This is a genomic window from Pseudomonas sp. S3_G06 (assembly GCF_054667565.1).
In genome coordinates this window covers 3,531,585-3,555,187 of record NZ_CP162738.1, presented here as the reverse complement: position 1 = coordinate 3,555,187, position 23,603 = coordinate 3,531,585, and the positions used below count along the sequence as shown (strand labels likewise).

General features: G+C 60.3%; 25 protein-coding genes and 1 pseudogene. 10 read left to right on the top strand and 16 right to left on the bottom strand.

The genetic code is table 11. The features are described 5' to 3' along the window. Positions 1 to 28: 28 nt before the first annotated feature. Entirely contained in the window at positions 29 to 1,090 is a 1,062-nt protein-coding gene (locus AB4N47_RS15905; protein WP_202883387.1) for an AraC family transcriptional regulator, read from the top strand. On the opposite strand, the gene AB4N47_RS15900 is transcribed toward AB4N47_RS15905, so the two are convergent. After that, entirely contained in the window at positions 1,047 to 2,501 is a 1,455-nt protein-coding gene (locus AB4N47_RS15900) for a TrkH family potassium uptake protein (RefSeq protein ID WP_038363735.1), read from the bottom strand. The two genes, AB4N47_RS15905 and AB4N47_RS15900, sit on opposite strands and share 44 nt — an antisense overlap. Positions 2,502 to 2,622: 121 nt before the next feature. Between AB4N47_RS15900 and AB4N47_RS15895 the strand changes: the two genes are divergently transcribed. Then, entirely contained in the window at positions 2,623 to 3,189 is a 567-nt protein-coding gene (locus AB4N47_RS15895; RefSeq protein ID WP_341638760.1) for a nitroreductase family protein, read from the top strand. Between the two features lie 214 nt (positions 3,190 to 3,403). Here the strand turns inward: AB4N47_RS15895 and AB4N47_RS15890 are convergent, their stop codons facing one another. The 6 genes from AB4N47_RS15890 to AB4N47_RS15865 all read right to left on the bottom strand — a co-directional run bounded on the left by AB4N47_RS15890 (position 3,404) and on the right by AB4N47_RS15865 (position 7,904). After that, positions 3,404 to 4,744 (bottom strand): sensor histidine kinase, encoded by a 1,341-nt coding sequence (locus AB4N47_RS15890; protein ID WP_341638761.1) that lies wholly within the window; start codon positions 4,742 to 4,744, stop codon positions 3,404 to 3,406. A gap of 176 nt (positions 4,745 to 4,920) precedes the next feature. Next, entirely contained in the window at positions 4,921 to 5,373 is a 453-nt protein-coding gene (locus tag AB4N47_RS15885; protein WP_042607494.1) for a Spy/CpxP family protein refolding chaperone, read from the bottom strand. Positions 5,374 to 5,632: 259 nt separating this feature from the next. Continuing rightward, positions 5,633 to 6,310, bottom strand: a complete 678-nt coding sequence (locus AB4N47_RS15880) for a response regulator transcription factor (protein WP_016771129.1) — start codon at positions 6,308 to 6,310, stop codon at positions 5,633 to 5,635. A gap of 7 nt (positions 6,311 to 6,317) precedes the next feature. Then, on the bottom strand, positions 6,318 to 6,728 hold the full coding sequence (locus tag AB4N47_RS15875; RefSeq protein ID WP_016771128.1) for a translation initiation factor 2: 411 nt from the start codon (positions 6,726 to 6,728) through the stop codon (positions 6,318 to 6,320). 278 nt (positions 6,729 to 7,006) lie between these two features. After that, positions 7,007 to 7,306, bottom strand: coding sequence for a YciI family protein (locus AB4N47_RS15870; RefSeq protein ID WP_341638762.1), 300 nt, complete (start codon positions 7,304 to 7,306; stop codon positions 7,007 to 7,009). Between the two features lies 1 nt (position 7,307). Beyond that, positions 7,308 to 7,904 (bottom strand): septation protein A, encoded by a 597-nt coding sequence (locus tag AB4N47_RS15865; RefSeq protein WP_016771126.1) that lies wholly within the window; start codon positions 7,902 to 7,904, stop codon positions 7,308 to 7,310. Positions 7,905 to 7,991: 87 nt separating this feature from the next. Here AB4N47_RS15865 and AB4N47_RS15860 point away from each other — a divergent pair, with 87 nt between their 5' ends. The 6 genes from AB4N47_RS15860 (at position 7,992) to rluB (ending at position 12,996) form a co-directional block, all read left to right on the top strand. Then, positions 7,992 to 8,855 (top strand): PHP domain-containing protein, encoded by an 864-nt coding sequence (locus AB4N47_RS15860; RefSeq protein ID WP_016771125.1) that lies wholly within the window; start codon positions 7,992 to 7,994, stop codon positions 8,853 to 8,855. Between the two features lie 13 nt (positions 8,856 to 8,868). After that, entirely contained in the window at positions 8,869 to 9,498 is a 630-nt protein-coding gene (locus AB4N47_RS15855) for an L-threonylcarbamoyladenylate synthase (RefSeq protein ID WP_016771124.1), read from the top strand. Positions 9,499 to 9,621: 123 nt separating this feature from the next. Continuing rightward, entirely contained in the window at positions 9,622 to 10,320 is a 699-nt protein-coding gene (locus AB4N47_RS15850) for a segregation and condensation protein A (RefSeq protein WP_172828192.1), read from the top strand. A gap of 11 nt (positions 10,321 to 10,331) precedes the next feature. Further along, on the top strand, positions 10,332 to 11,297 hold the full coding sequence (scpB, locus tag AB4N47_RS15845) for an SMC-Scp complex subunit ScpB (protein WP_341638763.1): 966 nt from the start codon (positions 10,332 to 10,334) through the stop codon (positions 11,295 to 11,297). A gap of 144 nt (positions 11,298 to 11,441) precedes the next feature. Next, on the top strand, positions 11,442 to 11,633 hold the full coding sequence (locus tag AB4N47_RS15840; RefSeq protein WP_016771121.1) for a DUF1289 domain-containing protein: 192 nt from the start codon (positions 11,442 to 11,444) through the stop codon (positions 11,631 to 11,633). A gap of 142 nt (positions 11,634 to 11,775) precedes the next feature. After that, positions 11,776 to 12,996 carry a 23S rRNA pseudouridine(2605) synthase RluB gene (gene rluB / locus AB4N47_RS15835; protein ID WP_341638764.1) on the top strand — a complete coding sequence of 407 codons (1,221 nt, stop codon included), beginning with the start codon at positions 11,776 to 11,778 and terminating at the stop codon, positions 12,994 to 12,996. A 211-nt stretch (positions 12,997 to 13,207) separates the two neighbouring features. On the opposite strand, the gene AB4N47_RS15830 is transcribed toward rluB, so the two are convergent. Together AB4N47_RS15830 and AB4N47_RS15825 are read right to left on the bottom strand one after the other, a co-directional pair. Further along, positions 13,208 to 14,173, bottom strand: a complete 966-nt coding sequence (locus tag AB4N47_RS15830; protein ID WP_024012077.1) for a M29 family metallopeptidase — start codon at positions 14,171 to 14,173, stop codon at positions 13,208 to 13,210. 71 nt (positions 14,174 to 14,244) lie between these two features. Further along, positions 14,245 to 14,382: a hypothetical protein gene (locus tag AB4N47_RS15825; RefSeq protein ID WP_003222780.1), complete on the bottom strand. Its 138-nt coding sequence runs from the start codon at positions 14,380 to 14,382 to the stop codon at positions 14,245 to 14,247. An 892-nt stretch (positions 14,383 to 15,274) separates the two neighbouring features. Here AB4N47_RS15825 and AB4N47_RS15820 point away from each other — a divergent pair. Then, positions 15,275 to 16,687 carry an amino acid permease gene (locus tag AB4N47_RS15820; RefSeq protein WP_252868992.1) on the top strand — a complete coding sequence of 471 codons (1,413 nt, stop codon included), beginning with the start codon at positions 15,275 to 15,277 and terminating at the stop codon, positions 16,685 to 16,687. 130 nt (positions 16,688 to 16,817) lie between these two features. Here the strand turns inward: AB4N47_RS15820 and AB4N47_RS15815 are convergent. Then, positions 16,818 to 18,241 (bottom strand): annotated as a pseudogene (locus AB4N47_RS15815) (IS1182 family transposase). A 274-nt stretch (positions 18,242 to 18,515) separates the two neighbouring features. Between AB4N47_RS15815 and arfB the strand changes: the two are divergent. Then, positions 18,516 to 18,929, top strand: a complete 414-nt coding sequence (arfB, locus tag AB4N47_RS15810; protein ID WP_016771119.1) for an alternative ribosome rescue aminoacyl-tRNA hydrolase ArfB — start codon at positions 18,516 to 18,518, stop codon at positions 18,927 to 18,929. On the opposite strand, the gene AB4N47_RS15805 is transcribed toward arfB, so the two are convergent. From AB4N47_RS15805 to phhA, 6 genes are all read right to left on the bottom strand, one after another. Then, positions 18,926 to 20,113, bottom strand: coding sequence for an MFS transporter (locus tag AB4N47_RS15805; protein WP_236168115.1), 1,188 nt, complete (start codon positions 20,111 to 20,113; stop codon positions 18,926 to 18,928). The two genes, arfB and AB4N47_RS15805, sit on opposite strands and share 4 nt — an antisense overlap. 112 nt (positions 20,114 to 20,225) lie before the next feature. Further along, positions 20,226 to 20,408 carry a hypothetical protein gene (locus AB4N47_RS15800; protein WP_039761215.1) on the bottom strand — a complete coding sequence of 61 codons (183 nt, stop codon included), beginning with the start codon at positions 20,406 to 20,408 and terminating at the stop codon, positions 20,226 to 20,228. A 70-nt stretch (positions 20,409 to 20,478) separates the two neighbouring features. Continuing rightward, a complete protein-coding gene (locus AB4N47_RS15795) occupies positions 20,479 to 20,610 on the bottom strand; it encodes a hypothetical protein (protein ID WP_016771117.1) in 132 nt (43 codons plus the stop codon). 333 nt (positions 20,611 to 20,943) lie between these two features. Continuing rightward, a complete protein-coding gene (locus tag AB4N47_RS15790; RefSeq protein WP_341638765.1) occupies positions 20,944 to 22,137 on the bottom strand; it encodes an amino acid aminotransferase in 1,194 nt (397 codons plus the stop codon). After that, entirely contained in the window at positions 22,137 to 22,493 is a 357-nt protein-coding gene (locus AB4N47_RS15785) for a 4a-hydroxytetrahydrobiopterin dehydratase (RefSeq protein ID WP_016771115.1), read from the bottom strand. The genes AB4N47_RS15790 and AB4N47_RS15785 overlap by 1 nt, the downstream gene beginning before the upstream one ends. Positions 22,494 to 22,550: 57 nt before the next feature. Next, positions 22,551 to 23,399 (bottom strand): phenylalanine 4-monooxygenase, encoded by an 849-nt coding sequence (gene phhA / locus AB4N47_RS15780; protein ID WP_460154271.1) that lies wholly within the window; start codon positions 23,397 to 23,399, stop codon positions 22,551 to 22,553. Positions 23,400 to 23,603: the final 204 nt, after the last annotated feature.

Below are 23,603 nucleotides of genomic sequence, written 5' to 3'. Positions count from 1 at the left end.
CAGCCCGTCATGTAAAAGAATAACAACCATGAGCGAACGAACGACTTCTGCAAGCTGGGCGATGGGGATTGTCAAAGCACTGGAGATGGACGGCCTGGATTGCCGGGTTCTGTTCAAGCAACTGGGGCTGGATTTCAGTGCCCTGGAAGATCCGGATGCGCGTTTCCCGCAGGATTCCATGACCCGGCTCTGGCAGCGCGCGGTCGAGGTGTCCGGCAACCCGGCGATCGGCCTGAACATGGGCAAAGTGGTGCGCCCGGCCTCGTTTCATGTCGCCGGCTACGCGCTGATGTCGAGCAATACCCTGGCTGAAGGCTTCCAGCGTCTGGTGCGCTATCAACGCATCATTGCCGAAAGCGCCGACTTGAGCTTTCGCTTGCTCGATGAAGGTTACGCGCTGATTCTCACCGTGCACGGCGATCACCTGCCGCCGACCCGGCAGAGCGCCGAAGCGTCACTGGCCTGCGCGTTGGCGCTGTGCGGCTGGCTGACCGGGCGCCCGCTGCACCCGGTCAAAGTGTTGGTTCAGGGCGATCAGCCGACAAACCTGCAACCCTATAAAGAAGCCTTTCACGCGCCGCTGGTGTTCAACGCGCCTTACGATGCGTTGATCTTCGAACGTGCCGATATGGAGGCGCCGCTGCCGACCGCCAACGAAGCCATGGCGCTGTTGCATGATCGCTTTGCCGGGGAATATCTGGCGCGGTTTTCCGAAAGTCGCGTGACGCACCGGGCACGTCAGGTGTTGTGTCGTTTGTTGCCCCAGGGCGAGCCCAAGCGCGACACCGTGGCGCAGACGTTGCACCTGTCGCAGCGCACTTTGCAGCGGCGCTTGCAGGAGGAGGGCACCAGTTTCCAGCAATTGCTCGACGACACCCGGCGTGAACTGGCCGAACAATATCTGGCGCAACCGAGCATGACCTTGCTGGAAATCGCCTACCTGCTGGGCTTTGCCGACCCGAGCAACTTCTTCCGCGCCTTCCGCCGCTGGTTCGACACCACGCCCGGCGAGTACCGCTTGCGCCTGACGCAGGTGCCGGACGCGGTCAATGACGCCAGAACGCCGGAATACACAGCACAAACACCGTAATGATCTCCAGTCGGCCGAGCAGCATGCCGAACGACAGAATCCACTTCGCCGCATCCGGCAGGGTGGCGAAGTTGCCGGCCGGGCCGATGGTTTCGCCCAGACCCGGGCCGACGCCGGACACGGTGCTGGCGGCACCGGTCAGTGCGGTCATCCAGTCGACTCCGAGCAGCGACAGCAGCAGGGCGATCACGCAGATGGTGATGGCGAAGAAGAACGAGAAGGTCAGGATCGAACGGACAATTTCTTCGTCGAGGCGGTGACCGTTGTACTTCTGCTTGATCACCGCGCGCGGGTGGATCAGCTGATTGAGGTTCGCCTTGAGCAGGATGTAGGCGACCTGGAAACGGAAAATCTTGATGCCGCCCGCCGTCGAACCTGAGCAACCGCCGACAAAGCCCAGATAGAAAAACAGCATCAGCGAGAAGTTGCCCCACAGGCTGTAGTCCCCGAGGGCGAAGCCGGTGGTAGTGACCACCGAGGTCACGTTCAGCGCCACATGCCGCAGCGCTTCCAGCCAATGCAGCTTGGTGGTCCACCAGTACCAGGTGCCGAGCACCAGCCAGGTCACCAGCAGCATCGCCAGCAAACCCTGCACCTGTTGATCCTTGATCAATGCTCGGCGGTTGCCGCGTAGCGTCGCCACGTACAGGGTGAACGGCAGGCTGCCGAGAATCATGATGACGATCGCCACCCAGTGCACCGCCGGTTGCGTCCACTTGGCCAGCGACTGGTCAGAGGTCGAGAAACCACCGGTGGAAATCGCCGACATCGCGTGGTTGATCGCATCGAACGGGCTCATTCCCGCCCACCAGAACGCCAGGCTGCCGAGAATGGTGATGCCGACGTAGGCCGCCACAATCAACCGCGCCACCATGTGCGAACGCGGCATGACCTTCTCCGAGCGGTCGGAGGATTCGGTCTGGAACAGACGCATGCCACCGATGCGCAGCAGCGGCAGAATCGCCACCGCCATGCCGATAAAGCCGATGCCGCCGATCCAGTGCAGCAGCGACCGCCACATCAGAATCCCCGGTGACATGTTGTCCAGGCCGTTGAGCACGGTGGAGCCGGTGGCGGTGATGCCGGACATGCTTTCGAAGAACGAGTCGGTGTAGCTGATGTGCTGGGTCAGCAGAAACGGCAGCGCGGCGAAAATGCACACCACCAGCCAGCTGCTGACCGTCAGCAGGTACATGTCGCGCGGGCGCAGGTGAATGTGTTCCGGTCTGCCGGGTATCACCAGAGCGAGGCCGGCGACAAAGGTGATCATGCTCGCCCAGAGGAACGATGGCAGGTCGCTGGTGCGCTCGAAAATCACCAGCGTGGCCATCGGCACGACCATGGCCACAGCCAGGGTGATCAGGAAGATGCCGATGATAAAACCAATGATCCGTAAGGTCGGCAACGCCATGAAATCCGCTCGGGCTGGTGGGAGAAGGGCGCCATTCTACCTGTGGGGCGAGGCATGTAAACCGGCAGGCGCTGCGCAGATGAAGCTAGAATAGCCGCACATTTTTCAAAGGAGGTGGCCGATGCAGGCTCTCGACGCGTTGCTCAACCGTGTTTCCGTTCCCCGACTGGTCGAACCGGCCCCCAGTGCCGAGCAGCGCGAAGCCCTGTTCGGCGCGGCCCTGCGTGCCCCGGATCACGGGCACTTGCAGCCGTACCGCTTTTTGACCGTCGAAGGCGCAGCGCGTGAGCAAATGGGCGCGTTGCTGGCCGAGGCGGCCCGCCAGCAGAGCGGCGAAGTCACCGACGCGATGATCGACAAGGCGCGCAACGGCCCGTTGCGGGCACCGCTGGTGGTTGTGGTCATCGCGAAATTGCAGGAGCACGTGAAATACCCGAAGGCCGAGCAACTGCTCACGGCCGGCTGTGCGGCCCACGGGATTTTGCTCGCGGCGTATGCGCAGGGGATTGGCGCGGTGTGGCGCACCGGGGATCTGGCGTACTCGAAGCATGTGGCCGAAGGCTTGGGGCTGGTGGAAGGCGAGGAGGTGATCGCGTTTCTCTATCTCGGCACGCCGCAGAAAGAGCCGCGCGTGGCGGAGAAGGTTGATCTGGCTGAGTTCGTCAGCGCCTGGCCCGGTAAAGCCTGAAGATCAAAAGCCCCTCACCCTAACCCTCTCCCAGAGGGAGAGGGGACTGATTGGGGGATGCTTTGGAGTTACACCGACCTGAGCGACCTTCGCTGAATCCAGAGTCGGGATACCGGACGTCTAGTTTCTGCGAATCCATAAGGTCGATGCACAACGGCAGACAACTCGGTCGGCCCCCTCTCCCTCCGGGAGACGGTTGGGGTGAGGGGCTTTTTCAGGGCTGGACCACGACTCCCGGTACCAACGGCAATTCCAGACTCGCCACAAAGCCGCCCTGCGGATGATTGGCCAGCGTCAGCGTGCCGCCATGCCGTTCTGCCGCCCGTTTGGCAATCGCCAGCCCAAGGCCATGCCCGGCAGCGGTCTGCCCCGGCGCCCGGTAGAACGGCTCGCCCAACTGACTCAGATGTTCGGTCTGCACCCCCGGCCCGTGGTCGCGCACGCTGATGACAATCCGCTCAGCCTGCCGCGCAGCGTGCAATTCGATCGGCCGATCGCTCGGGTTGAAGCGCTGGGCGTTGCGCAGCAGATTGTCCACGGCGCGCTCGATCATCGTCGGCCAGCCTTTGAGATTCAGCTGCGGCTCGGCTTGCAGGCGCACGGTCTGCTCGGGTGAGCTGAGCTGCGCATCCTTTTGCAGCGTGGCGAGCAACGCATTCAGGTCCACTTCTTCAGCGCTGGCATTGTCGGCATCGACTCGCGCCAGCACCAGAATTTCACTGATCAACGCCTCCAACCGGTCGCATTCGCGGGTCAGCCGTGGCCACAGTTTCTCACGCTCTTCAGGGTTGGCGCGCTCGGCCAAAGCCAGCGCGATGCGCAGACGCGCCAGTGGTGAGCGCAGTTCATGGGAGACATCGCGCAGCAATTGGCGCTGACTGCCGATCAGGCTTTGCAGGCGCGCGCCCATGCGGTTGAAATCGGTGGCCAGCACGCCGAATTCGTCCCGGCGGTTGGCCAGTTTCGCCAGACTGTTCTGCTGATAAGTCGTCTGCCCCAGATCATGCACCGCGCCGCGCAAGCGACTCAGTGGGCGGGTGATGGAGAAAGTCACGAGCAAACTGAACAGCGTCAACACCACCAGCGCGATGCCCAGCGCACTCAGCGGCCAGAGCAGGCTTTCGCGGTGCCAGGCGTCGAGCTCGGGGTGCGGGATGCGGTAGATGAACAGGTAGGTATCACCGGTTTTTTCACTGGTGATCTCGTCGGTCAGACGCCGCCATGGCAGACGGCGATCGTCGTTGTTCTGCCGCGCCTCGAATGCTGCGGCGCGGCGCGGGAAGGTGCCACGCACCACCGGATCGCCGGTTTCGTTGAGCACCTGAACGTCGATGTGATACTGGCGTTTGCGTTGTTCGAGGATATCCTGCGCGGCTTCTTCGCCTTGGGTTTCGTAAGTCTGCGTCCATTCCGCCGCCAGCGTGTTGAGGCCGGGATGGCGGCTGAGAATCCACGCGTCCTGATTGAGCATGTGCCCGAGCAGAATCGACAGCCCGGCTACCAGAGCGATGGCCAGCCAGAAGCTCGCAAGAATCCGCCAGAACAGTGAACGCACAGAAACTCCTCGAAAATCACACCGTTCAAATGTGGGAGCGAGCCTGCTCGCGAAGGCGTAGTGTCAGTCAATCCATCTCTGGCTGAGGCAGCGCTTTCGCGAGCAGGCTCGCTCCCACATTCGATTTGAATGGAACAGGCCCGACGAGGTGAGTCGTCGGGCCCATGGTCAAGCCATTATTGCGCCTTTTGTGCCTGCTGCGCTTTCCAGGCCTTGAACTCGGCCCATTCGGCGCGGCGTTCGGCGCGTTTCTTCTGGATCTCGTCGAATTGCTTCTGTTGCTCAGGTTTCAGCAATGCACGGACATCGGACTCGGCTTTCTTGTGGTTGGCCGCGATCTCGTCCTTCATGGCTTTCTGGTCGGCCGGCGAGAGTTTCTCCAGGTACTTGTCGACCACCTGCTTACGCTCGTGCATCTGCTCGCCCATGATCTTGCGAATCTGCTCGCGCTGTTCGCGGGTCAGATCGAGCTGGCTGTACGGGCCTTTGCCGTGCATGCCGCCGTGCATCTGACCGCCGTGGCGCGGGCCATCCAGCGGACCACCGAGCGGACCGCCATCCTGCGGCATGGCCATGGCCACGGTTGGCAGAGCGGCAGCGAACATCAGAGCGATAAGAGTCTTGCGCATGGTGTATCTCCTTGTCTCGTTCCCGGTACGTTCCGGATGAGTGCAGATTACGCAGATCAAGGTCAGCGGCGGTCAGCGCAGCGTAAAGCTTCGGTAAAGACGTTTCGTGCCCGGCCTTACACATATGCTGTGCAGGAGGTGCTGAAGGCTGCGATCTGATCGTTCCCATGCTCTGCGTGGGAATGCAGCCGAGGACGCTCTGCGTCCTGCAGCCTGAAGATCGCCGCCTTGGGCAGCTCGTACACGAAACTGGATGGTTTTACAGGCTGTAGTAGTAACCACGGCTACGCAGCGCAACGATGCGCGGGCGGCCGTCGGGGTGGGGGCCGATTTTTTTGCGCAGGTTGCTGACGTGCATGTCGAGGCTGCGGTCGTACAGGGTCAGCTTGCGGCCGAGGGCCAGTTGCGCCAGTTCCTGTTTGTCCAGCGGCTCGCCGGGCTGCTTGAGCAGGGCTTCGAGCAGGCGGCTTTCGGAGACGGTCAGGGTCAGTTCTTTTTCGTCGATGCTGACCACGCCGCGCACCGGGCTGAAACTCAGGTCACCCAGCTCGAGCTGCGTCGAAACGGCTGCCGGGTGGCTGCGGCGCAACACGGCGCGCAGGCGCGCGGTCAGTTCGCGGGGGTCGCAGGGTTTGGCCAGGTAATCGTCGGCGCCCAGTTCGAGGCCGAGGATGCGGTCCAGCGGTTCGCCACGCGCTGACAGCATCAGCACCGGCAGGTCGGCGTGGTCGTTGCGCAATTGCTTGAGCAGTTCCAGACCGCTGCCGTCGGGCAACATCACGTCCAGCACCACCGCCGCCGGGGCGGTTTCGGCCAACGCCTTGCGGGCGCTCTGGCCGTCGTGGCAGGCGCGCACCTGGAAGCCTTCCTGGCTCAACCAGCTACTCAGGAGTTCGCACAACTCCTGGTCATCATCAATCAGTAACAGCTCGCTCATGACTCACTCAATTTAGCCATTGCCGACGTTTTCGGCTTGCACCACTGGCAAAGATACCGCAGAGCAGCGCCAATAGCGCTACCCCGGCGCCAGTGACGAACCACTGCTGTTGATCGGTCAGCAAACGCGGCAGCGGGCTGGCCTGGGCTTCCTTGAGTTGCAGCTTCAGACGCTGGTTCTCCTGGCGCAGCCGGGCGAGCTGGGCGCTTTCGCGAGTGTTGTCGGCATTTTGCAGTTGTTTGTTCAGTTCTTCGCGCTGCTGCTCACTGGCCTTGAGCCGCTGTTGCAACTCGGTGATCTGGCTGCCGGCGCTCAATGACAATGGTGTGGAGCTGCCGCTTTCGGTGGTTTCCTCACCATGGGCGGGCGCCATGATCGACAACGTGAGCAACATCAGACACAACGGACCCTTGCGCATCGCGACACCTGTTTCCAAATGGATATTGGGCAGGTTGTCGGCAGGCAAACGAGAATAATGAGCGATTGAGAGCAGCGGAAGCCGAGAAGGTTCAGTGTCAGAGAGGTGATGTTGGTGGCTGATGCGTTTTTTGTGGCGAGGGGATTTATCCCCGTTGGGCTGCGCAGCAGTCCTGAGATGTAAGCAGGCGGTGTGACAGGCACACCGCATTGAATGGCTTTGGGGCGGCTTCGCCACCCAACGGGGATAAATCCCCTCGCCACTGGGACTTTTGTCTTTTAAGGGAGGACTTGCTTGAACGGCTTGACGATCACATTGGCGTAGACGCCGGCGGCGATGTACGGATCGGCATCGGCCCAGGCCTGTGCGGCGCTGAGGGAGTCGAACTCGGCGACGATCAGGCTGCCGGTGAAACCCGCTGCGCCCGGATCATTGCTGTCGACGGCCGGGTGCGGGCCGGCCAGCACGATGCGGCCTTCGCTCTTGAGCGCTTGCAGGCGTTCCAGATGCGCCGGGCGTGCGGCCAGGCGAGCTTCCAGCGAGTTGGCAACGTCGGTGGCAATGATGGCGTAGAGCATGTCAGTCCTCGGTTTTTGGCGTTGTGGTATCGGTGTCATGCAGGTGGCGCGACAGGTAAACGCCCTGTGCGACCAGGAACAGCACGGTCATGCCCAGGCTGCCGAACACCTTGAAGTCGACCCAGATGCTCTGGAAGGTGAAGGCGACGAACAGGTTGGCCGCGCCGCAAAACAGGAAGAAGCCGATCCAGGCGATGTTCAGGCGCGTCCAGACCGGGTCTGGCAGGGTCAGCGCGTGGCCCATGATGCGTTTGATCAGCAGGCGGTCACCGATGAAGTGGCTACCGATGAACGCCGCAGCGAACAGCCAGTTGACCACCGGCGCTTTCCATTTCAGGAAGGTTTCGCTGTGGAAGGCCAGCGTCAGGCTGCCGAATACCAGGCAGGCGATCAGCGTCAGCCACTGGCTCTTTTCCAGCTTGCGCTGCTTGATGAACAGCGCGCCGTACACCACCAGGGAGCTGATGATCAGCATCGCCGTGGCGCTGTAGATACCGCCTACGGTCACTTGCTGACCGGCAATGTCGACGACCCGTGGATCAAGTTTGTAAACGATGAAGAACAGCAGAAGCGGGATGAAATCGATGAATTGTTTCACAGTGAGAGCCAGAAGCTGGATGTGGCGGCATAATAACAAACATATGGGCGCGCGATAGCGCCAGCTGATTTGAGGTTACAACTCCCCGTGAATGTTGATTTGCACTGCCACAGCACGGCCTCCGACGGCGCCCTGGCGCCTGCGGTTCTGGTTGCGCGTGCGTTCGAAAACGGCGTGCGAGTCCTGGCGTTGACCGACCACGACACTCTTGAGGGGCTCGCCGAGGCGCGAACTGCCGCCACCGAGTTGGGCATGCAACTGGTCAACGGCGTCGAATTGTCCTGCACCTGGGGTGGGGCGACCATTCATGTATTGGGCTACGGTTTCGACGTCAACGCCGCGCCGTTGGTCGAAGCGATCGCCAAACTGCACGATGGCCGCTGGCTGCGGTCGGAAGAAATAAGCCGCAAGCTCGCCCTCAAGGGCATGCCCGGTGCCCTCGACGGCGCCCGGCAGATCCAGCAGGAGCTGGGCGACAGCGGCAACGCGCCGGCCCGGCCGCATTTCGCCGACTGGATGGTGCGTGAAGGTTATGTAAAGGATCGCGCCGAGGCATTTCGCAAATGGCTCGGCGCCGGCAAGCTCGGCGACGTCAAGCTGCACTGGCCGACCCTGGAAGACACCGTCGCCACCCTGCGCGCCGCCGGTGCCTGGGTCAGCCTGGCGCATCCATGGCACTATGATTTCACCCGTAGCAAGCGCCGAAAGCTGATTGCCGACTATATTCAAGCAGGCGGGCATGCTATCGAGGTGGTCAATGGCCATCAGCCCGCAGAACAGGTGGGCAGCCTGGCGATCCTTGCCCGTGAGTTCGGTCTGCTGGTCAGCGCCGGCAGTGACTTCCATGGCCCTGGCGGCTGGTCCGAGATCGGCCAGTACCGGCCGGTTCCCGAGGACCTTCCACCCCTGTGGTGTCGGTTCAAACATGACACAGATATTGCCGCCGTCTGAACAGGTAGAGAATGTGAGTCAATTTTTCCAGATACATCCGGAAAACCCGCAAGCGCGCCTGATCAAACAGGCGGTCGAGATCATCCGCAAGGGCGGGGTAGTGATTTATCCCACGGACTCGTCCTACGCCATCGGTTGCCAGATCGGCGACAAGACCGCCATCGAGCGTGTGCGACGGCTGCGTCAGCTTGATGAGAAGCACAACTTCGCGCTGATCTGCAGCGACCTGTCGCAACTGGGCAATTACGCCAAGATCGACACCGGCACCTTCCGCATTCTCAAGGCGCATCTACCCGGCCCTTACACTTTTATTCTCAACGCCACCCGCGAAGTGCCGCGCCTGTTGCTGCATCCGAAGAAACGCACCATCGGCCTGCGCGTGCCAAGCCATCCGATCGCGTTGGCGCTGCTGGCCGAACTCGGCGAGCCGCTGATGAGCGTGACGCTGATCATGCCCGGCGACGAAGACCCCCTCAGCGATCCCTACGAAATGCGCCAGTTGCTTGAGCATCAGGTCGATCTGATCATCGACGGCGGTTTTGGCGGTATCAAGGCCTCAACGGTGATTGACCTGACCGGCGACGACCCGGAAGTGGTCCGCGTTGGTTGCGGCGATCCGACGCCGTTCATGGTCGAGGCCTGAATGTCCGCAGTGGAAACCGTGGTCGATCCCCAAGCCGGCGCCCAGCAGGAACTGCCGTTCGCCATGGTCTATGGTCAGGCGGTCATGGAAATGCCGCTGGACCTGTACATCCCGCCGGATGCGCTGGAAGTCTTTCTTGAAGCCTTCGAAGGCCCGCTCGACCTGCTGCTGTACCTGATTCGCAAACAGAACATCAATATCCTCGACATCCCGGTGGCGGAAATCACCCGCCAGTACATGGGCTACGTCGAGTTGATGCAATCGGTGCGTCTGGAGCTGGCCGCCGAATATCTGGTGATGGCGGCGATGCTTGCCGAGATCAAATCGCGCATGCTTCTGCCGCGCGCCGAAACCGTTGAAGATGAAGAAGACGACCCGCGCGCTGAACTGATCCGCCGCTTGCAGGAATACGAGCGCTTCAAGGCAGCTGCCGAAGGTATTGATGGTCTGAGCCGGGTCGGTCGCGATGTGATCGTGCCCAAGCTCGACGCCCCGGAAGCGCGGGCGCGCAAGCTGTTGCCCGACGTCGCGCTGGAAGAGATTCTGATGTGTATGGCCGAAGTCCTGCGCCGTGGCGACATGTTTGAAAGCCACCAGGTCAGCCGTGAAGCGCTGTCCACCCGCGAGCGCATGAGTGATGTGCTGGAGCGGCTCAAGGGCGGCGGTTTTGTGCCGTTTGTCGAGCTGTTCACCGCTGAAGAAGGCCGCCTGGGTGTGGTGGTGACTTTTATGGCGATCCTTGAACTGGTCAAGGAATCCTTGGTCGAGCTGGTGCAGAATGAGCCGTTCGCCGCGATCCACGTGCGAGCCCGAGCCGAATAACGAGTCCCTGTATGAACCTGACTGAACCCCGCGAGCTGGCGCCCCTGCTTGAAGCCTTTCTGTTGGCCTCGGGAAAGCCGCAATCCCTTGAGCGCCTGTTTGAACTGTTCGAAGAAGGCGAGCGGCCGGAGCCGGCGGTCTTCAAGAAAGCCCTGACCCTGCTTGGCAAGTCCTGCGAGGGCCGTGCCTTTGAGCTAAAAGAAGTCTCGTCGGGCTATCGCTTGCAGATCCGCGAGAAGTTCTCGCCGTGGGTCGGCCGACTCTGGGAAGAGCGCCCGCAGCGCTATTCCCGTGCCTTGCTGGAGACCATCGCATTGATCGCCTATCGCCAGCCGATCACTCGTGGCGAAATCGAAGATGTGCGTGGTGTGGCGGTGAACAGCAACATCGTCAAGACCTTGCTTGAGCGTGAGTGGATTCGCGTCGTCGGCTATCGCGACGTGCCGGGCAAACCGGCGATGTTCGCCACGACCAAGGCGTTTCTCGACCACTTCAACCTGAAAAACCTCGAAGACCTGCCGCCGCTGGCCGAACTGCGCGAAATGGAAGCCGAACCGGTGCTCGACTTCGACGACGTGCCGGTGCCGCAGAGTCTGCAAGAACTGGCCGACGCCAGCGCCGAGCCGGAGGAGGAAAAGGAAGAAACCAGTTTCCATTCCCTGTTGCTGGAGCTGGACAGCATGGAAGAGGGCATCAAGACCGACTTCGACGACTTGCTGCGCGATGCGGCGGATGGCGAAGCACCGGTGCCCGAGCCTGAGATCACCGCGCCGGTTGTTGAAGTTGAAGTCGAACTTGAAGCCGCGCCCGACGCCGAACCGGAAGAAGATATTCTCGGCGTCGCCGAGGCCCGCGAGAAGCTCCTGGCCGCTGTCGCCGCCCTCGAACAGCCGGAACCGGAACTCAGCGAAGAAGAAGCCGAAGCCCGCGCGCTGGCTGAGGCAATCGAAGCCGAACGGCGCGAGTTCGAAGAATGACGCCTATTGAGAAACCAATGTAGACCCTTGTGGGAGCGAGCCTGCTCGCGAAGGCGGTGTGTCAGATACATCGATACTGAATGACACTGCGCCTTCGCGAGCAGGCTCGCTCCCACAGGGTGAAATGTCGTTCTGGAGATTGCGATGAGCTCAACCAAAGACCCCTGCATCAGCCTGTGCAAATTCTCCGACGACATCTGCCTGGGTTGCGGTCGCAGCAAGCGCGAGATCAAGGCCTGGAAGAAACTCGACAAGGACGACAAACGCACCGTGCTGGCGGAAGCCGCGCTGCGTCTGATCAAACTCGGTGGTGCCGGTCGGCGGAAAAAGAAATAACCGGCAATCGATCAGCTAGTCTCTGATGCGCGATGGCGCACATCCGCGTATGATTCGCGACCCTTCGCCGATCCCTTCGGCCTGGACCCAGTTTTCAATGCTTCAGGCGCCGCCTGAACAGACCACACCGGGAGGTGCCCAGATGAGTGACATCAATCAGAAAGACGACCAGGAAATCGGCCCAGCAGGCGAAAAACTGCAGAAGGTCCTCGCCCGTATCGGCGTCGGCTCGCGCCGTGACGTGGAATCCTGGATCAGCCAGGGCCGGATCAAGGTCAATGGCAAAGACGCCACCCTCGGCCTGCGCGTCGACATGCATGACGCCATTACCATCGATGGCAAGGTGATCAAACGCGAAGAGGCCGCCGAATCGGTGCGCCGCGTGATCATGTACAACAAGCCTGACGGCGAAATCTGCACCCGTGACGACCCGGAAGGCCGTCCGACCGTGTTCGACAAGCTGCCGCGTCCGAAAGAGGGCCGCTGGATCAACATCGGCCGTCTCGACATCAACACCACCGGTCTGCTGATGTTCACCACTGACGGTGAGCTGGCCAACCGCTTGATGCACCCGTCCTACGAGATGGACCGCGAGTACGCCGTGCGTGTACGCGGTGAAGTCGACGACGAGATGATCGAACGGCTCAAGGCTGGCGTGGTGCTGGAAGACGGTCCGGCGCGTTTCACCGACATTCAACAGGCGCCGGGCGGTGAAGGCTTCAACCACTGGTACCACTGCGTGGTCATGGAAGGGCGCAACCGTGAAGTGCGTCGTCTGTGGGAATCGCAGGGCCTGGTGGTCAGCCGTCTGAAGCGCGTGCGTTTCGGTCCGGTGTTCCTCAACTCCGACCTGCCGATGGGCCGCTGGCGCGAAATGAGCCAGTACGAAGTCGACGTGCTCAGCGCCGAAGTCGGCCTGACCCCGGTGGCAATGCCGCAGCTGAACGCCAAGAGCAAGGACAAGCTCGAACGCATGCAGCGCAAATCGTCGCGGCCGATGGCCAAGACCGAGCGCGTGCGTACCCTGCGTCCAGCCGCTGGCGCACCCACCGGGCCACGCCCGGGCCGCGAGCCGCAGATCGAAGGCGAGCGCCCAGGTCGCAAGCCGGTTGCCCGTGACGGCGAGCGCGCACCGCGTCCGGCTAATGGCCGTACCGAGCGTGGCGAAGGTCGTGCACCGGCCGGTCGCGGTACGCCAGTGGCGGATCGTCCAGCCGACACCAGCAACAAGCGCCCGGCCAAACCGGCGCCGAAGCGTCCGGGGATCAAACTGGTCGACGGCGACAAGCCCTCGGGCAAGCGTCGCGGCGCACCGGCCGGTTCCGGTCAGCGCCCGGGTTTTGGACGCAAGAAACCGGAATAAGGCAGCTGTGAGTTACTAGCTGCAAGCTACAAGCTACAAGCTACAAGCTACAAGCTGAAGCAAAAACGCCAACCTCAGGGTTGGCGTTTTTTTTGTCTGGACGAAAATCTGTGCTGACACCGATCGTTCCCACGCTCTGCGTGGGAACGATCATCTGCGGCTTACATAATTTCCCTGTGGGAGCGAGCCTGCTCGCGAAGGGGCCAGTCGCTTAAAACACGAATCGTCCGTCGAAGACTGGTTTGTCATCCAGCGCCAACACCCCGCCAGAAAAGATCAGATCCAGGTGATGACTGCCCTTGGCGCCACCGCCCAGTCCGAGATGCAGCCCACAATGCCGCTCCTCAAACCCGGCATTACGCGCATACAGATCCTTGACGCCTTCATTGGTGCCAATCCCCAACTCCTCAATTCGCCGGTTCGACGGGTTGGCATCCAGGTACTTGTTGAAATCATGTTCCAGCCCCGGCACGTCGGTGGCAATGCGGCTGATGGTCGAATTCTCGATCCACAGCTCCAGCGGCGATTCCAGCACGCCGTACTTACGCGCGAACGGGATGGTGCTGAGGAAGGTGCCCTTGAATTTCACATGGCCATTGATGGCTTCGCTATGGGTGGCGATTTCGCCGGGGGCGAGGTCGAAGTTGCCGACGCCATTGATGTCGGTCCACTTCTTGATGCTGCTCATCGGTGTTTCGAACCATGAGCCGTGATCGTCCTTGAAACTCAGCGTGGTCGCCTGGGACATGCGCTGGATCAGGTGACTGTTGAGCCCGGCGATGCGTTGCGGGGTGATGCTGAAGGTGTCGTAGAAGTAATCGCCGTAATCCTTGAACAGCAGCGACTTCTTCCAGTTTTCCGCCATGACCGCTTGCAGCGCGCGGACGAACTCCGGGCCATCGGGGCGTGGGTTGGGCAGGGTGGAAGAGTCGTAGAAGAAAATGTACAGATCGCTGTCGGCAATTGCCTCGGACAGCGCTGCGGTGCTTTCCAGGTCCAGGCGCCGGGCGCTGAACTGAAAGCGCGGATGCTCGCCGGCCTGTTCGGCAATGGCGCCGGTCAGGGCTTCGTAGTCGGCGGTATGGCCGAGCATGACCTTCGCCGAGTCGAGGCCGGCGAGGGCTGGGTGATGTTCGAGGTAGTAAAGGAAATGCGAGATGGCGCGGGGCTTGTCCATGAATCCTCCCTGACTGACCGGGGAATGAAGCGGCAGGCACGACCGGCCGGACCGTGCCTGCCCGGGATGTCTTACAAAGGCCACATCGCCGTGCCGAACGGAACCACCGCGTCGGCTTGCATCATTTCCACAGCGGCCTCATGGGTTGGCGCTTCAAACCATTCGTCCAGTTGCAGTTCGGTATCCAAGTCTTTTTCCAGTGCTTGCATGGTCGATCTCCTAGAGAATTTCACGGTTTATGACTGACCGGTCGAGGTGGCCGGTGAGACGTGAAGAACCTAGTTGAGCGTTTTTGTGAATGCAAAAATTTATCCATTTAATTTTTAAATAGACTTTTTGTTCTGTTTTTCGGGATGAATTTTCTTATTTGAAAACAAAAAACTAGGTCGGTGAAATTGATAGCAAGCTAGCTACCGTCAATATGCAGACGTCCTTCGGAAATTTCTGATTCGGAAAATATTCGTTACGCCTTGTAAAGAAAACCTGACGATATTGGCCCGCCAACGCTGTGATTTCCCGTCTCGCCATCCGTTGTAAGGAAAAGCTTCCGTAACCCGACGCAGCGTGCGCCACGCAGGGCTCTGGCGCGCTTGTTTCCAGCCTTCAGGCAGGGTGTGATGCGCCCCATGCCTGTCGTGCAGGCGAATAACAAGAAGGAGGCGCAATGTACGCCGCGACTGATTTCCACTTCTCCCCGTGGGACGGTTTTCTCCTCGTCCCCGTCGATGGCCTGCAAAGGCCTGACTCACATTTTGCAGCCGCTCGAGACTGTCGAGGCGGACACATGCAATCCCGGCAACCGACACGCTGATCAGGCGGGTCTGGCAGCAGGGGGTTAGCGGTGTACAATGCGCCGCGTTTTAACTGTGACCCTCTGCGTAATCGCAAAAATCTCGAGGCTATCCGCCTTGTTCACTCCGCCGCGCCACAAGCGTGCCGGGTTCGATTTCGTCACAGATAAAAACAAACAGGTGACGCATGACCGTTGTAAATGAGCTGAACTCCTGGTGCCTGCGCTGGGGTTTGATCGGGGCTGCCTGAAATCGCAACCTTGCAGCAACGTCTACTGAACATCATCAAACCTTGCGTGAGACCTTTTTCATGAGTGGACAACCCTCGCAATCAGGCGAGCTAAAGCGCGGCCTGAAAAATCGCCATATTCAACTGATCGCCCTCGGTGGCGCGATCGGTACCGGATTGTTCCTCGGTTCTGCCGGGGTCCTGAAATCCGCCGGCCCGTCGATGATCCTCGGCTACGCCATCTGCGGCTTCATCGCCTTCATGATCATGCGCCAGCTCGGCGAAATGATCGTCGAAGAGCCGGTGGCCGGTTCCTTCAGTCATTTCGCGCACAAATACTGGGGCGGTTTCGCCGGTTTCCTCTCGGGCTGGAACTGCTGGATTCTGTACATTCTGGTGGGCATGTCCGAGCTGACAGCGGTCGGCAAGTACATCCATTACTGGGCGCCGGATATCCCGACCTGGGTCTCCGCTGCCGCATTCTTTGTGCTGATCAACGCGATCAACCTGGCCAACGTCAAAGTCTTTGGTGAAGCCGAATTCTGGTTTGCGATCATCAAGGTTGTGGCCATCGTTGGCATGATCGCGCTGGGCAGCTACCTGCTGGTCAGCGGCCATGGCGGCCCGCAAGCCTCGGTGAGCAACCTGTGGTCCCACGGCGGTTTCTTTCCCAACGGGGTGAGCGGTCTGGTGATGGCCATGGCGATCATCATGTTCTCCTTCGGCGGTCTGGAAATGCTCGGTTTCACCGCCGCTGAAGCCGACAAGCCGAAAACCGTGATCCCGAAAGCGATCAACCAGGTGATCTACCGCATCCTGATTTTCTACATTGGCGCACTGGTGATCCTGCTGTCGCTGACCCCGTGGGACAGCCTGCTGGAAACCCTCAACGCGTCCGGCGATTCCTACAGCGGCAGCCCGTTCGTACAAGTGTTCTCGATGCTCGGCAGCAATACCGCCGCGCACATCCTCAACTTCGTCGTGCTGACCGCTGCGCTGTCGGTATACAACAGCGGCACCTACTGCAACAGCCGCATGCTGCTGGGCATGGCCGAGCAGGGCGATGCGCCAAAAGCTCTGGCGAAGATCGACAAGCGCGGCGTGCCGGTGCGTTCGATTCTGGCTTCGGCGGCAGTGACGCTGGTTGCCGTGCTGCTCAACTACCTGATCCCGCAGCACGCGCTGGAACTGCTGATGTCGCTGGTGGTTGCGACGCTGGTAATCAACTGGGCGATGATCAGCTACTCGCACTTCAAGTTCCGCCAGCACATGAACCAGACCAGACAGACGCCATTGTTCAAAGCGCTGTGGTATCCGTACGGCAACTTCGTCTGCCTGGCGTTCGTGGTGTTCATCCTCGGCGTGATGCTGCTGATCCCGGGGATTCAGATCTCGGTGTACGCGATTCCGGTGTGGGTGGTGTTCATGTGGGTCTGCTACCTGATCAAGAACAAGCGCAGTGCCCAGCAGGCGCTGCCAGTGATCGCCAAGTAACCGCTCAAGCAGAAACAGCAAACCCGGCCAAGTCAGACTGTGTGAAAACGCACTGATGGTGGTTCCAGCAAACGCCCCGACTTGTTCGGGGCGTTTGCTTTTGTGCTCACAGCAGACGAAAAAAGGCGTTTCAGCCCATCAGCGCCATCATCTGGCGCACGCCCAACACGTTAATTGCTCTTTTCAGGTTGTAGGCGTTCACCGCCAAGGCCATTTCAGCTCTCGCGCCTTCAAGCTGTCGCAGCAAGAAGCGAGCGTTACCAAATAACCACTGTTTAAGGTTGCCGAAGGGATGTTCGACGATGGATCGTCGGCTGACCATCATTTCGGGATGCGCCTGCATTCGCTGCTCCATTCGCTCGAAAGCCTGTTCGTGCAGATGGCGCGAGATGTATCGGCGTTTGGCGTCGGTGCACTTCGCTTTAATCGTGCAGCTTGCGCAGTCGCTGACCTTCGCTTGGTAGATCCGGCCTTTATTGCTGATCTGCTTAAAGATCAGCCATTTTCCGGCAGGGCATTGATATCGATCTTGCGACGCATCGTAGGCAAATGCTGTTCGATCGAAAAATATCTGTTCCTTGCCGCAGGAGTTGAGTGATCGCGCCACAGGCACATAAGCCGTGATGTTCTCATCCTCACATGCCTGGAACTGCTTGCCATTGGAATAGCCCGCATCCGCGGTGACCGTCAGTTCATCCTGCGAAAGTTGTTCCTTGGCGGCCTTGGCCATCGGTTCAAGTTGCTTGCGATCATCGCTGTCCTGAGTCACTTCATGATGCACGATCATGCAGTTTTCAGCGTCCACGGCTGTCTGCACGTTGTACCCGACCCGAGGCCCTTTGTGCGTTCGCAGCATTCGCGCGTCGCTTTCGTGGGTATTGAATTGCTCAAGCTCCATGGATTTCATCAGCGCCTGGCACGTCAAGTTATTGGAATGCCTGACTTCAAGTTGCGCCAAGTCGCCTTGATTGCATTGCGGTCAATCTTCTCGCCGGCTTCGGTTTTATCTGCCTCGTCCAGCTCTGCCAAATAGTGGGCGATGCGCTTCTCCAGCTTCTGCTCTTGATGTTGGAGCCGCTTCAAATTCATATGACGCCGTGAAGAGGCGACCGCCTGAAATTTGCTGCCATCAATGGCCACCAGCTCGCCGGTTATCAGCCCCGCTGTGCGGCAAAACTGCACGAAGGCCCGGCACGTCGCGATAAAAGCGGCTTTGTTGTCTTTACGGAAATCGGCGATGGTCTTGAAATCAGGCTTGAGTCGATTGATCAGCCACATCACTTCGACGTTGCGCTGGCACTCGGCTTCGAGCCGTCGTGATGAGCGAATCCGCTGGAAATAGCCGTAGAGGTAGAGTTTGAGCTGATCCGCTGGATCGTAAGAGGGACGGCCGGTGCTTTTGGGAAGTGCTTTATCAAAGCCCAGTCGAACCAGATCCAGCTTGGCGACGTAAAGATCGATAACGCGAACGAGGTGATCCTCGGGGATCAACTCTTCCAGCGAGACCGGAAACAGGCTGGTCTGGCTGCGGGACTGTCCCTGGATGTAGGCCATAACGAAAAATGCTCCGTATCTTTCGATACGGAGCATATTCTTTGAGCGCTGCGCAGATTGCTAGGTTTTCACACAGTCTGAAGTGCCGGGTTTGCTGTTTTGAAATGGAAAAATCTGGCATCACACCGAACCCTGTGGGAGCGAGCCTGCTCGCGAAAGCGGTCCATCAGAAACATCTGCATCGACTGACACACCGCCTTCGCGAGCAGGCTCGCTCCCACAGAGGTTGAGTGAATCAGGTTATCCTGCACGCTCTGATTACGGACGCTTTTCCATGCTGGTGATTTCCAACAACGTGCATCTGCCGGATGCCGAGATCGAATTGACCGCCATCCGCGCGCAAGGCGCCGGTGGGCAGAACGTCAACAAGGTCTCCAGCGCCATGCACTTGCGCTTCGACATTCCCAACTCGTCATTGCCGGAGTTCTACAAGGAACGCCTGCTGGCGCTGCGTGACAGCCGTATCACCAGCGACGGTGTGCTGATCATCAAGGCGCAGCAATATCGCACCCAGGAAGCCAACCGCGCCGATGCGCTGGAGCGGCTGGTCGAGCTGATTCTCAGCGCCACCAAAGTGGAAAAGAAACGCCGCCCGACCAAGCCGACCCTCGGTTCGAAGAAGCGTCGGCTGGAGTCGAAAACCAAGCGCGGCAGCATCAAGGCCGGGCGCGGCAAAGTGGATTTTTAAGCCTCGCGGTATTTTGCCGTGTGCCTATACAGATAGACACTCAAGCCAAGTCCGCTCAACGCCGCGAAGGCTGCGAACAGAAAGATCGAAGCAAAACCGAATCCTGCTGCGATCGCCCCGGCCAGCGGCCCGGTGATCCCCAGCGACAAATCAATGAACAGTGAATAGGCACCGACCGCGGCGCCACGGCTCGAGGCCGGCACCAGATTCACCGCCTCCACGCCCAGCGCCGGGAACACCAGCGAGAAGCCGAAACCGCTCAGCGCCGCACCGGCCAATGCCCAATGTGCATCCGGTGCGATCCACAGCAACAACAAACCCAACGTTTCCACCGACAGGCAGGCAATCGCCACGCGGAAGCCGCCGAGGCGGTTGATCAGATTGCCGAACAGCAGCCGCGCGCCGATGAAGCTGGCGCCGAACAGGCTCAGGCACAGCACGGCGTTGTCCCAGTGCTGGGTCGCGTAATACAGGGTAATGAACGTGGCGATGGTGCCGAAGCCGATCGAACCCAGCGCCAGTCCGCAGCCGTGAGGGAAGACTTTGCCCAGCACATGCATGAACGGCAGGCGTTCACCGGCGACGATCGGCGCGGCGGTCTTCGGCCATGCCAGCGCCAGACCGAGCAAAGCGAGGAGGATGATGCTCACGCCCATGCTCCACAGCCCCAGCCGGCTCACCAGCCAGACACCGAACGGCGCGCCGATCGCCAGGGCGCCGTAACTGGCGATGCCGTTCCAGGAAATCACTTTCGCCGTATTCGCCGCGCCAACCCGACCAATGCCCCAGCCAATCGAGCCCGAGCCGACCAGGCTTTCCGCACTGCCCAACACCAGGCGGCCGATCAGCAGGCTGATCAGGCTCAGCAGCGGCAGGTTCGGCGTCCACGCGGAAATCAGCATGAACACACCGCTCAAGCCACAGCCGGCGAGGCCGATCATCACCGCGCGTTTGCTGCCCTGGTTGTCGATGATCTTGCCCGCGTACGGGCGGCTGAGCAGGGTGGCGAGATATTGCACGCTGATCACCAGCCCGGCGATCACCGCACCGAAACCCAGGTCACTGTGGACGTAGCCCGGCAGCACGGCCAGCGGGATGCCGATGTTCAGGTAACCGATGAAGGTGAAAAGGACGATGGAGACTACTTGCAGCGTAACCGTCAGCGGACGCTGGGGCTCGGGTATAGACGACATGGGTAACGATCCACGGGAGCAGCAGATTAGATAGGCTGCTCATGATACCGGCGTGAACCGCTCAAGGGCGGGGAAAAGTAAAACTATTTGCCGGGTGGCGCTTTCAGGATTTTGCCGGAGCGACCAGTTGCGTGGTGACGAGGGCGGCGAGGGCGTTTTCTTCGCTGCCGAAACGCTCGAGCAGGGCAGCCTGTTTCTCGGGCGAGAGGCGATTCCAGATCTCGATCATTTTCTCGGTGGCGCCGATCAGCACGGCAGCTTGGCTTTCGGAGAATTCATCGGTCATGGCGGGCTCGGGTTTCAGGCAGTGTGGAAAGCGCATGTTAGCGCTTTCCACACGGTCTGTACGGCGGGTCTTACTCTTCGCTGTCGGCTTTGCGGCTGTCAGCGGCTTCTTGCGGCTCGGGCTTTTCAGCACCGGCGTGTTGCGGGGTCGTCTGCTCAGGTACGTGCAGGCTTGGGAAGGGGAGATTGGGAATCTCGTGCATGGGTGCGCTCCTCGCTAAGTCTGTTGATAGATCAGGTGCTCCGCGCTTTACAAAGCCTGCGCAGGATACAGCAGGAAAAATGACAATCAGACTTTTAATTCAAATTAATGCGACAGATGGCCGCAGGGCGCGAGATCAACCGAAAACTAAATGTGGGAACGGGCCCTGTGGTGAGGGGATTTATCCCCGCTGGGCTGCGAAGCGGCCCCAGACCCTGCATTCGCGGAATGTCTGACACTCCGCGAGCAACGGTGTACGACTGCTGCGCAGCCGGGCGGGGATAAATCCCCTCGCCACAAGGGCCCGCTCCGACCGGGTTGTGTACTGCAAAAACTATTTGCAGGCGTCAGCGATGGCGTCCGCGAGCAATGCGAGGCGGGTGGCGTCGATCCCGGCAACGTTCGCCCGGCCCGAGCTGACCATGTACACGCTGTGCTGCTCGCGCAGGTTCTTCACCTGTTCCGGCGACAGGCCGGTGTAGGAGAACATCCCGCGTTGCACGCCGATGTGCGCGAAACGCTCGCGTAGACCATGCGGTTCCAGCGCCTCGACCAGACCGCTGCGCAGCTGGGCGATCCGCAGACGCATCGCTTCCACTTCATCGGCCCAGCGCGCTTTCAGCTCTGGATCGGCGAGGATGGTCGCGACCACCGCCGCGCCGTGATCCGGCGGCGTCGACCACAGATTGCGGGCGATGTTGGCCAGTTGGCTGCGGATGTCGATGAGCTTGTCGGCGCTGGTCGCGCAGACGATCAGCGCACCGGTACGGTCTCGATACAGACCGAAGTTCTTCGAGCAGGAACTGGTGATCAGCAGCTCTGGCAGTTGCGCCGCGAACAACCGGGTCGACCAGGCGTCCTGCTCCAGACCATCACCAAAACCCTGGTAAGCGAAGTCGATCAGCGGCAGCAGATCGCGGCTGCGCACCACTTCAAGCACGCGCTTCCAGTCGTCATGGCTCAGGTCGAAACCGGTCGGGTTGTGGCAGCACGCATGCAGCAGCACCACGTCGCCCTTCGGCACTTCCTTGAGCACGGCGAGCATTGCTTCAACGTCGAGGCGATTGTCACTGCCCACATAAGGGTAGTGGCTGACCTTGACCTTGGCGGCGGCGAAAATGGTTTCGTGGATCGGCCAGGTCGGGTTGCTCAACCACACGCCTTTGCCCGGCAGGCATTGGGCGATGAAGTCGGCGGCCAGGCGCAGGGCGCCGGTGCCGCCCGGGGTCTGGGTGGCGCCGGCGCGTTGTTCGGTGATCAGTTGCGAGTCGGCACCGAGTACCAGCTCATTGATGACCTTGCCGAACAGCGGATTGCCGTGGCCACCGATGTAGGTCTTGGTGTCCTGGCTTTCGACCAGCCGCGCTTCGGCGATTTTCACCGCTTCCGGGATTGGCGTCAGGCCCTGGGCGTCCTTGTAGACGCCAACGCCGAGGTCGAACTTGCGCGGATTGGCATCCTGCGCATAGGCCTCCATCAAGCCAAGGATGGGGTCGCCGGGGACCCGGCCGATGGCGTTGAAGTGCATTACTTGCGTCCTTCTGCGGTCTTCGCCACTTCGTCAGTGCGCGCAGCCATGATGAAGTCGTTGCGGTGCAGGCCTTTGATCGAATGGCTCCACCAGGTCACGGTGACTTTGCCCCACTCGGTCAGCAGGCCCGGGTGGTGACCTTCGGCCTCGGAGATCTCGCCCACGGCGTTGGTGAAGGCCAGCGCATGCTTGAAGTTCTTGAACAGGAAAACTTTTTCCAGCTGCATGATGCCGTCGCGTACTTCGATGTTCCAGTCAGGGATCTGCTTGATCAGGATCGGCAGTTCCTCGTCGCTGACTTGTGGCGCATCGGCGCGGCAGGCTTCGCAGTGGGCTTGGTTCAAAGTCGACATGGTGTATTCCTGAAAACGAGTGTGTTTTTTATTAAAGCGCGTGTGCCGCCAATGCCGTCACGCTAAAGCAAAGTGGCGGCCACGGACAGACGCAATTGTCAGCAAAAGTCGCGGTTCAGGCGGCTTTGGTTTCGGCGGAAATTTCGGCGCGTGCAAGCCCAACTGCATGCCCTGACGGACCATGGCCATGATGTCTTCATGGGCCACATCGAACAGGCGCTTGAGATTGGGCAGGACGAAGTACAGCGGTTGCAGAATGTCGATGCGATACGGCGTGCGCATGGCTTCCAGCGGATCGAAAATCTGATGCTCGGGCTCGTCCGACAGGCAATAAACGGTTTCTTTCGGCGAGGACAGAATCCCGCCACCGTAGATGCGCTTGCCCTGCGGGGTGTCGACCAGACCGAATTCGATGGTCATCCAGTACAGCCGCGCCAGATACACGCGCTCTTCCTTGGTCGCTTGCAGGCCGAGCTTGCCGTAGGTGTGGGTGAATTCAGCGAAGTACGGGTTGGTCAGCAGCGGGCAGTGGCCGAAGATCTCGTGAAAGATGTCCGGCTCTTGCAGGTAGTCGAGTTCTTCGCGGGTACGAATGAAGGTGGCGACGGGGAATTGCTTGCTGGCAAGCAACTCGAAAAAGGTCTGGAAAGGAATCAGCGCTGGCACCCGGGCAACTTGCCAGCCAGTGGTCTCGCCGAGGACTTTATTGATCTCGGCCAGTTGCGGGATGCGGTCGTGGGGCAGACCGAGTTTTTCGATACCGTCCAGGTACTCCTGGCACGCGCGACCTTCAATCACCTTCAACTGGCGAGTGATCAGCGTGTTCCACACCGCATGTTCTTCGGCGGGGTAGTCGATAAAACCTTGCGCATCGGGCTCGCGAGCCACGTATTGCGTCTGCTTCATGCTGCTCTCCTGCTAGGAAATTCGTTTTTGTTATGTCCAGCGATGGCTAAAGGAATACCCCAGAGTGACAGGGCGTGCAGCATGTTGACCGGTGTGTGCGTAGGAAAATTCTGCGTATTTCGTAAAGTTATCGTTACGCTTTGTCGGGTAATGCGCATTTACGGTGATTGGCGGGTTTGAAAAGGGCAGGGGCTGTCACATAAT

What these genes read in the sequence shown, in the direction of transcription:
- AB4N47_RS15905 (WP_202883387.1), top strand. Translation starts at nt 29, where the DNA reads ATGAGCGAACGAACGACTTCTGCAAGCTGGGCGATGGGGATTGTCAAA.
- AB4N47_RS15900 (WP_038363735.1), bottom strand. Translation starts at nt 2,501, where the DNA reads ATGGCGTTGCCGACCTTACGGATCATTGGTTTTATCATCGGCATCTTC.
- AB4N47_RS15895 (WP_341638760.1), top strand. Translation starts at nt 2,623, where the DNA reads ATGCAGGCTCTCGACGCGTTGCTCAACCGTGTTTCCGTTCCCCGACTG.
- AB4N47_RS15885 (WP_042607494.1), bottom strand. Translation starts at nt 5,373, where the DNA reads ATGCGCAAGACTCTTATCGCTCTGATGTTCGCTGCCGCTCTGCCAACC.
- AB4N47_RS15880 (WP_016771129.1), bottom strand. Translation starts at nt 6,310, where the DNA reads ATGAGCGAGCTGTTACTGATTGATGATGACCAGGAGTTGTGCGAACTC.
- AB4N47_RS15875 (WP_016771128.1), bottom strand. Translation starts at nt 6,728, where the DNA reads ATGCGCAAGGGTCCGTTGTGTCTGATGTTGCTCACGTTGTCGATCATG.
- AB4N47_RS15870 (WP_341638762.1), bottom strand. Translation starts at nt 7,306, where the DNA reads ATGCTCTACGCCATCATTGCCACCGACGTTGCCAACTCGCTGGAAGCT.
- scpB (WP_341638763.1), top strand. Translation starts at nt 10,332, where the DNA reads ATGAACCTGACTGAACCCCGCGAGCTGGCGCCCCTGCTTGAAGCCTTT.
- AB4N47_RS15840 (WP_016771121.1), top strand. Translation starts at nt 11,442, where the DNA reads ATGAGCTCAACCAAAGACCCCTGCATCAGCCTGTGCAAATTCTCCGAC.
- rluB (WP_341638764.1), top strand. Translation starts at nt 11,776, where the DNA reads ATGAGTGACATCAATCAGAAAGACGACCAGGAAATCGGCCCAGCAGGC.
- AB4N47_RS15830 (WP_024012077.1), bottom strand. Translation starts at nt 14,173, where the DNA reads ATGGACAAGCCCCGCGCCATCTCGCATTTCCTTTACTACCTCGAACAT.
- AB4N47_RS15825 (WP_003222780.1), bottom strand. Translation starts at nt 14,382, where the DNA reads ATGCAAGCACTGGAAAAAGACTTGGATACCGAACTGCAACTGGACGAA.
- AB4N47_RS15820 (WP_252868992.1), top strand. Translation starts at nt 15,275, where the DNA reads ATGAGTGGACAACCCTCGCAATCAGGCGAGCTAAAGCGCGGCCTGAAA.
- arfB (WP_016771119.1), top strand. Translation starts at nt 18,516, where the DNA reads ATGCTGGTGATTTCCAACAACGTGCATCTGCCGGATGCCGAGATCGAA.
- AB4N47_RS15800 (WP_039761215.1), bottom strand. Translation starts at nt 20,408, where the DNA reads ATGACCGATGAATTCTCCGAAAGCCAAGCTGCCGTGCTGATCGGCGCC.
- AB4N47_RS15795 (WP_016771117.1), bottom strand. Translation starts at nt 20,610, where the DNA reads ATGCACGAGATTCCCAATCTCCCCTTCCCAAGCCTGCACGTACCTGAG.
- AB4N47_RS15790 (WP_341638765.1), bottom strand. Translation starts at nt 22,137, where the DNA reads ATGCACTTCAACGCCATCGGCCGGGTCCCCGGCGACCCCATCCTTGGC.
- AB4N47_RS15785 (WP_016771115.1), bottom strand. Translation starts at nt 22,493, where the DNA reads ATGTCGACTTTGAACCAAGCCCACTGCGAAGCCTGCCGCGCCGATGCG.
- phhA (WP_460154271.1), bottom strand. Translation starts at nt 23,399, where the DNA reads ATGAAGCAGACGCAATACGTGGCTCGCGAGCCCGATGCGCAAGGTTTT.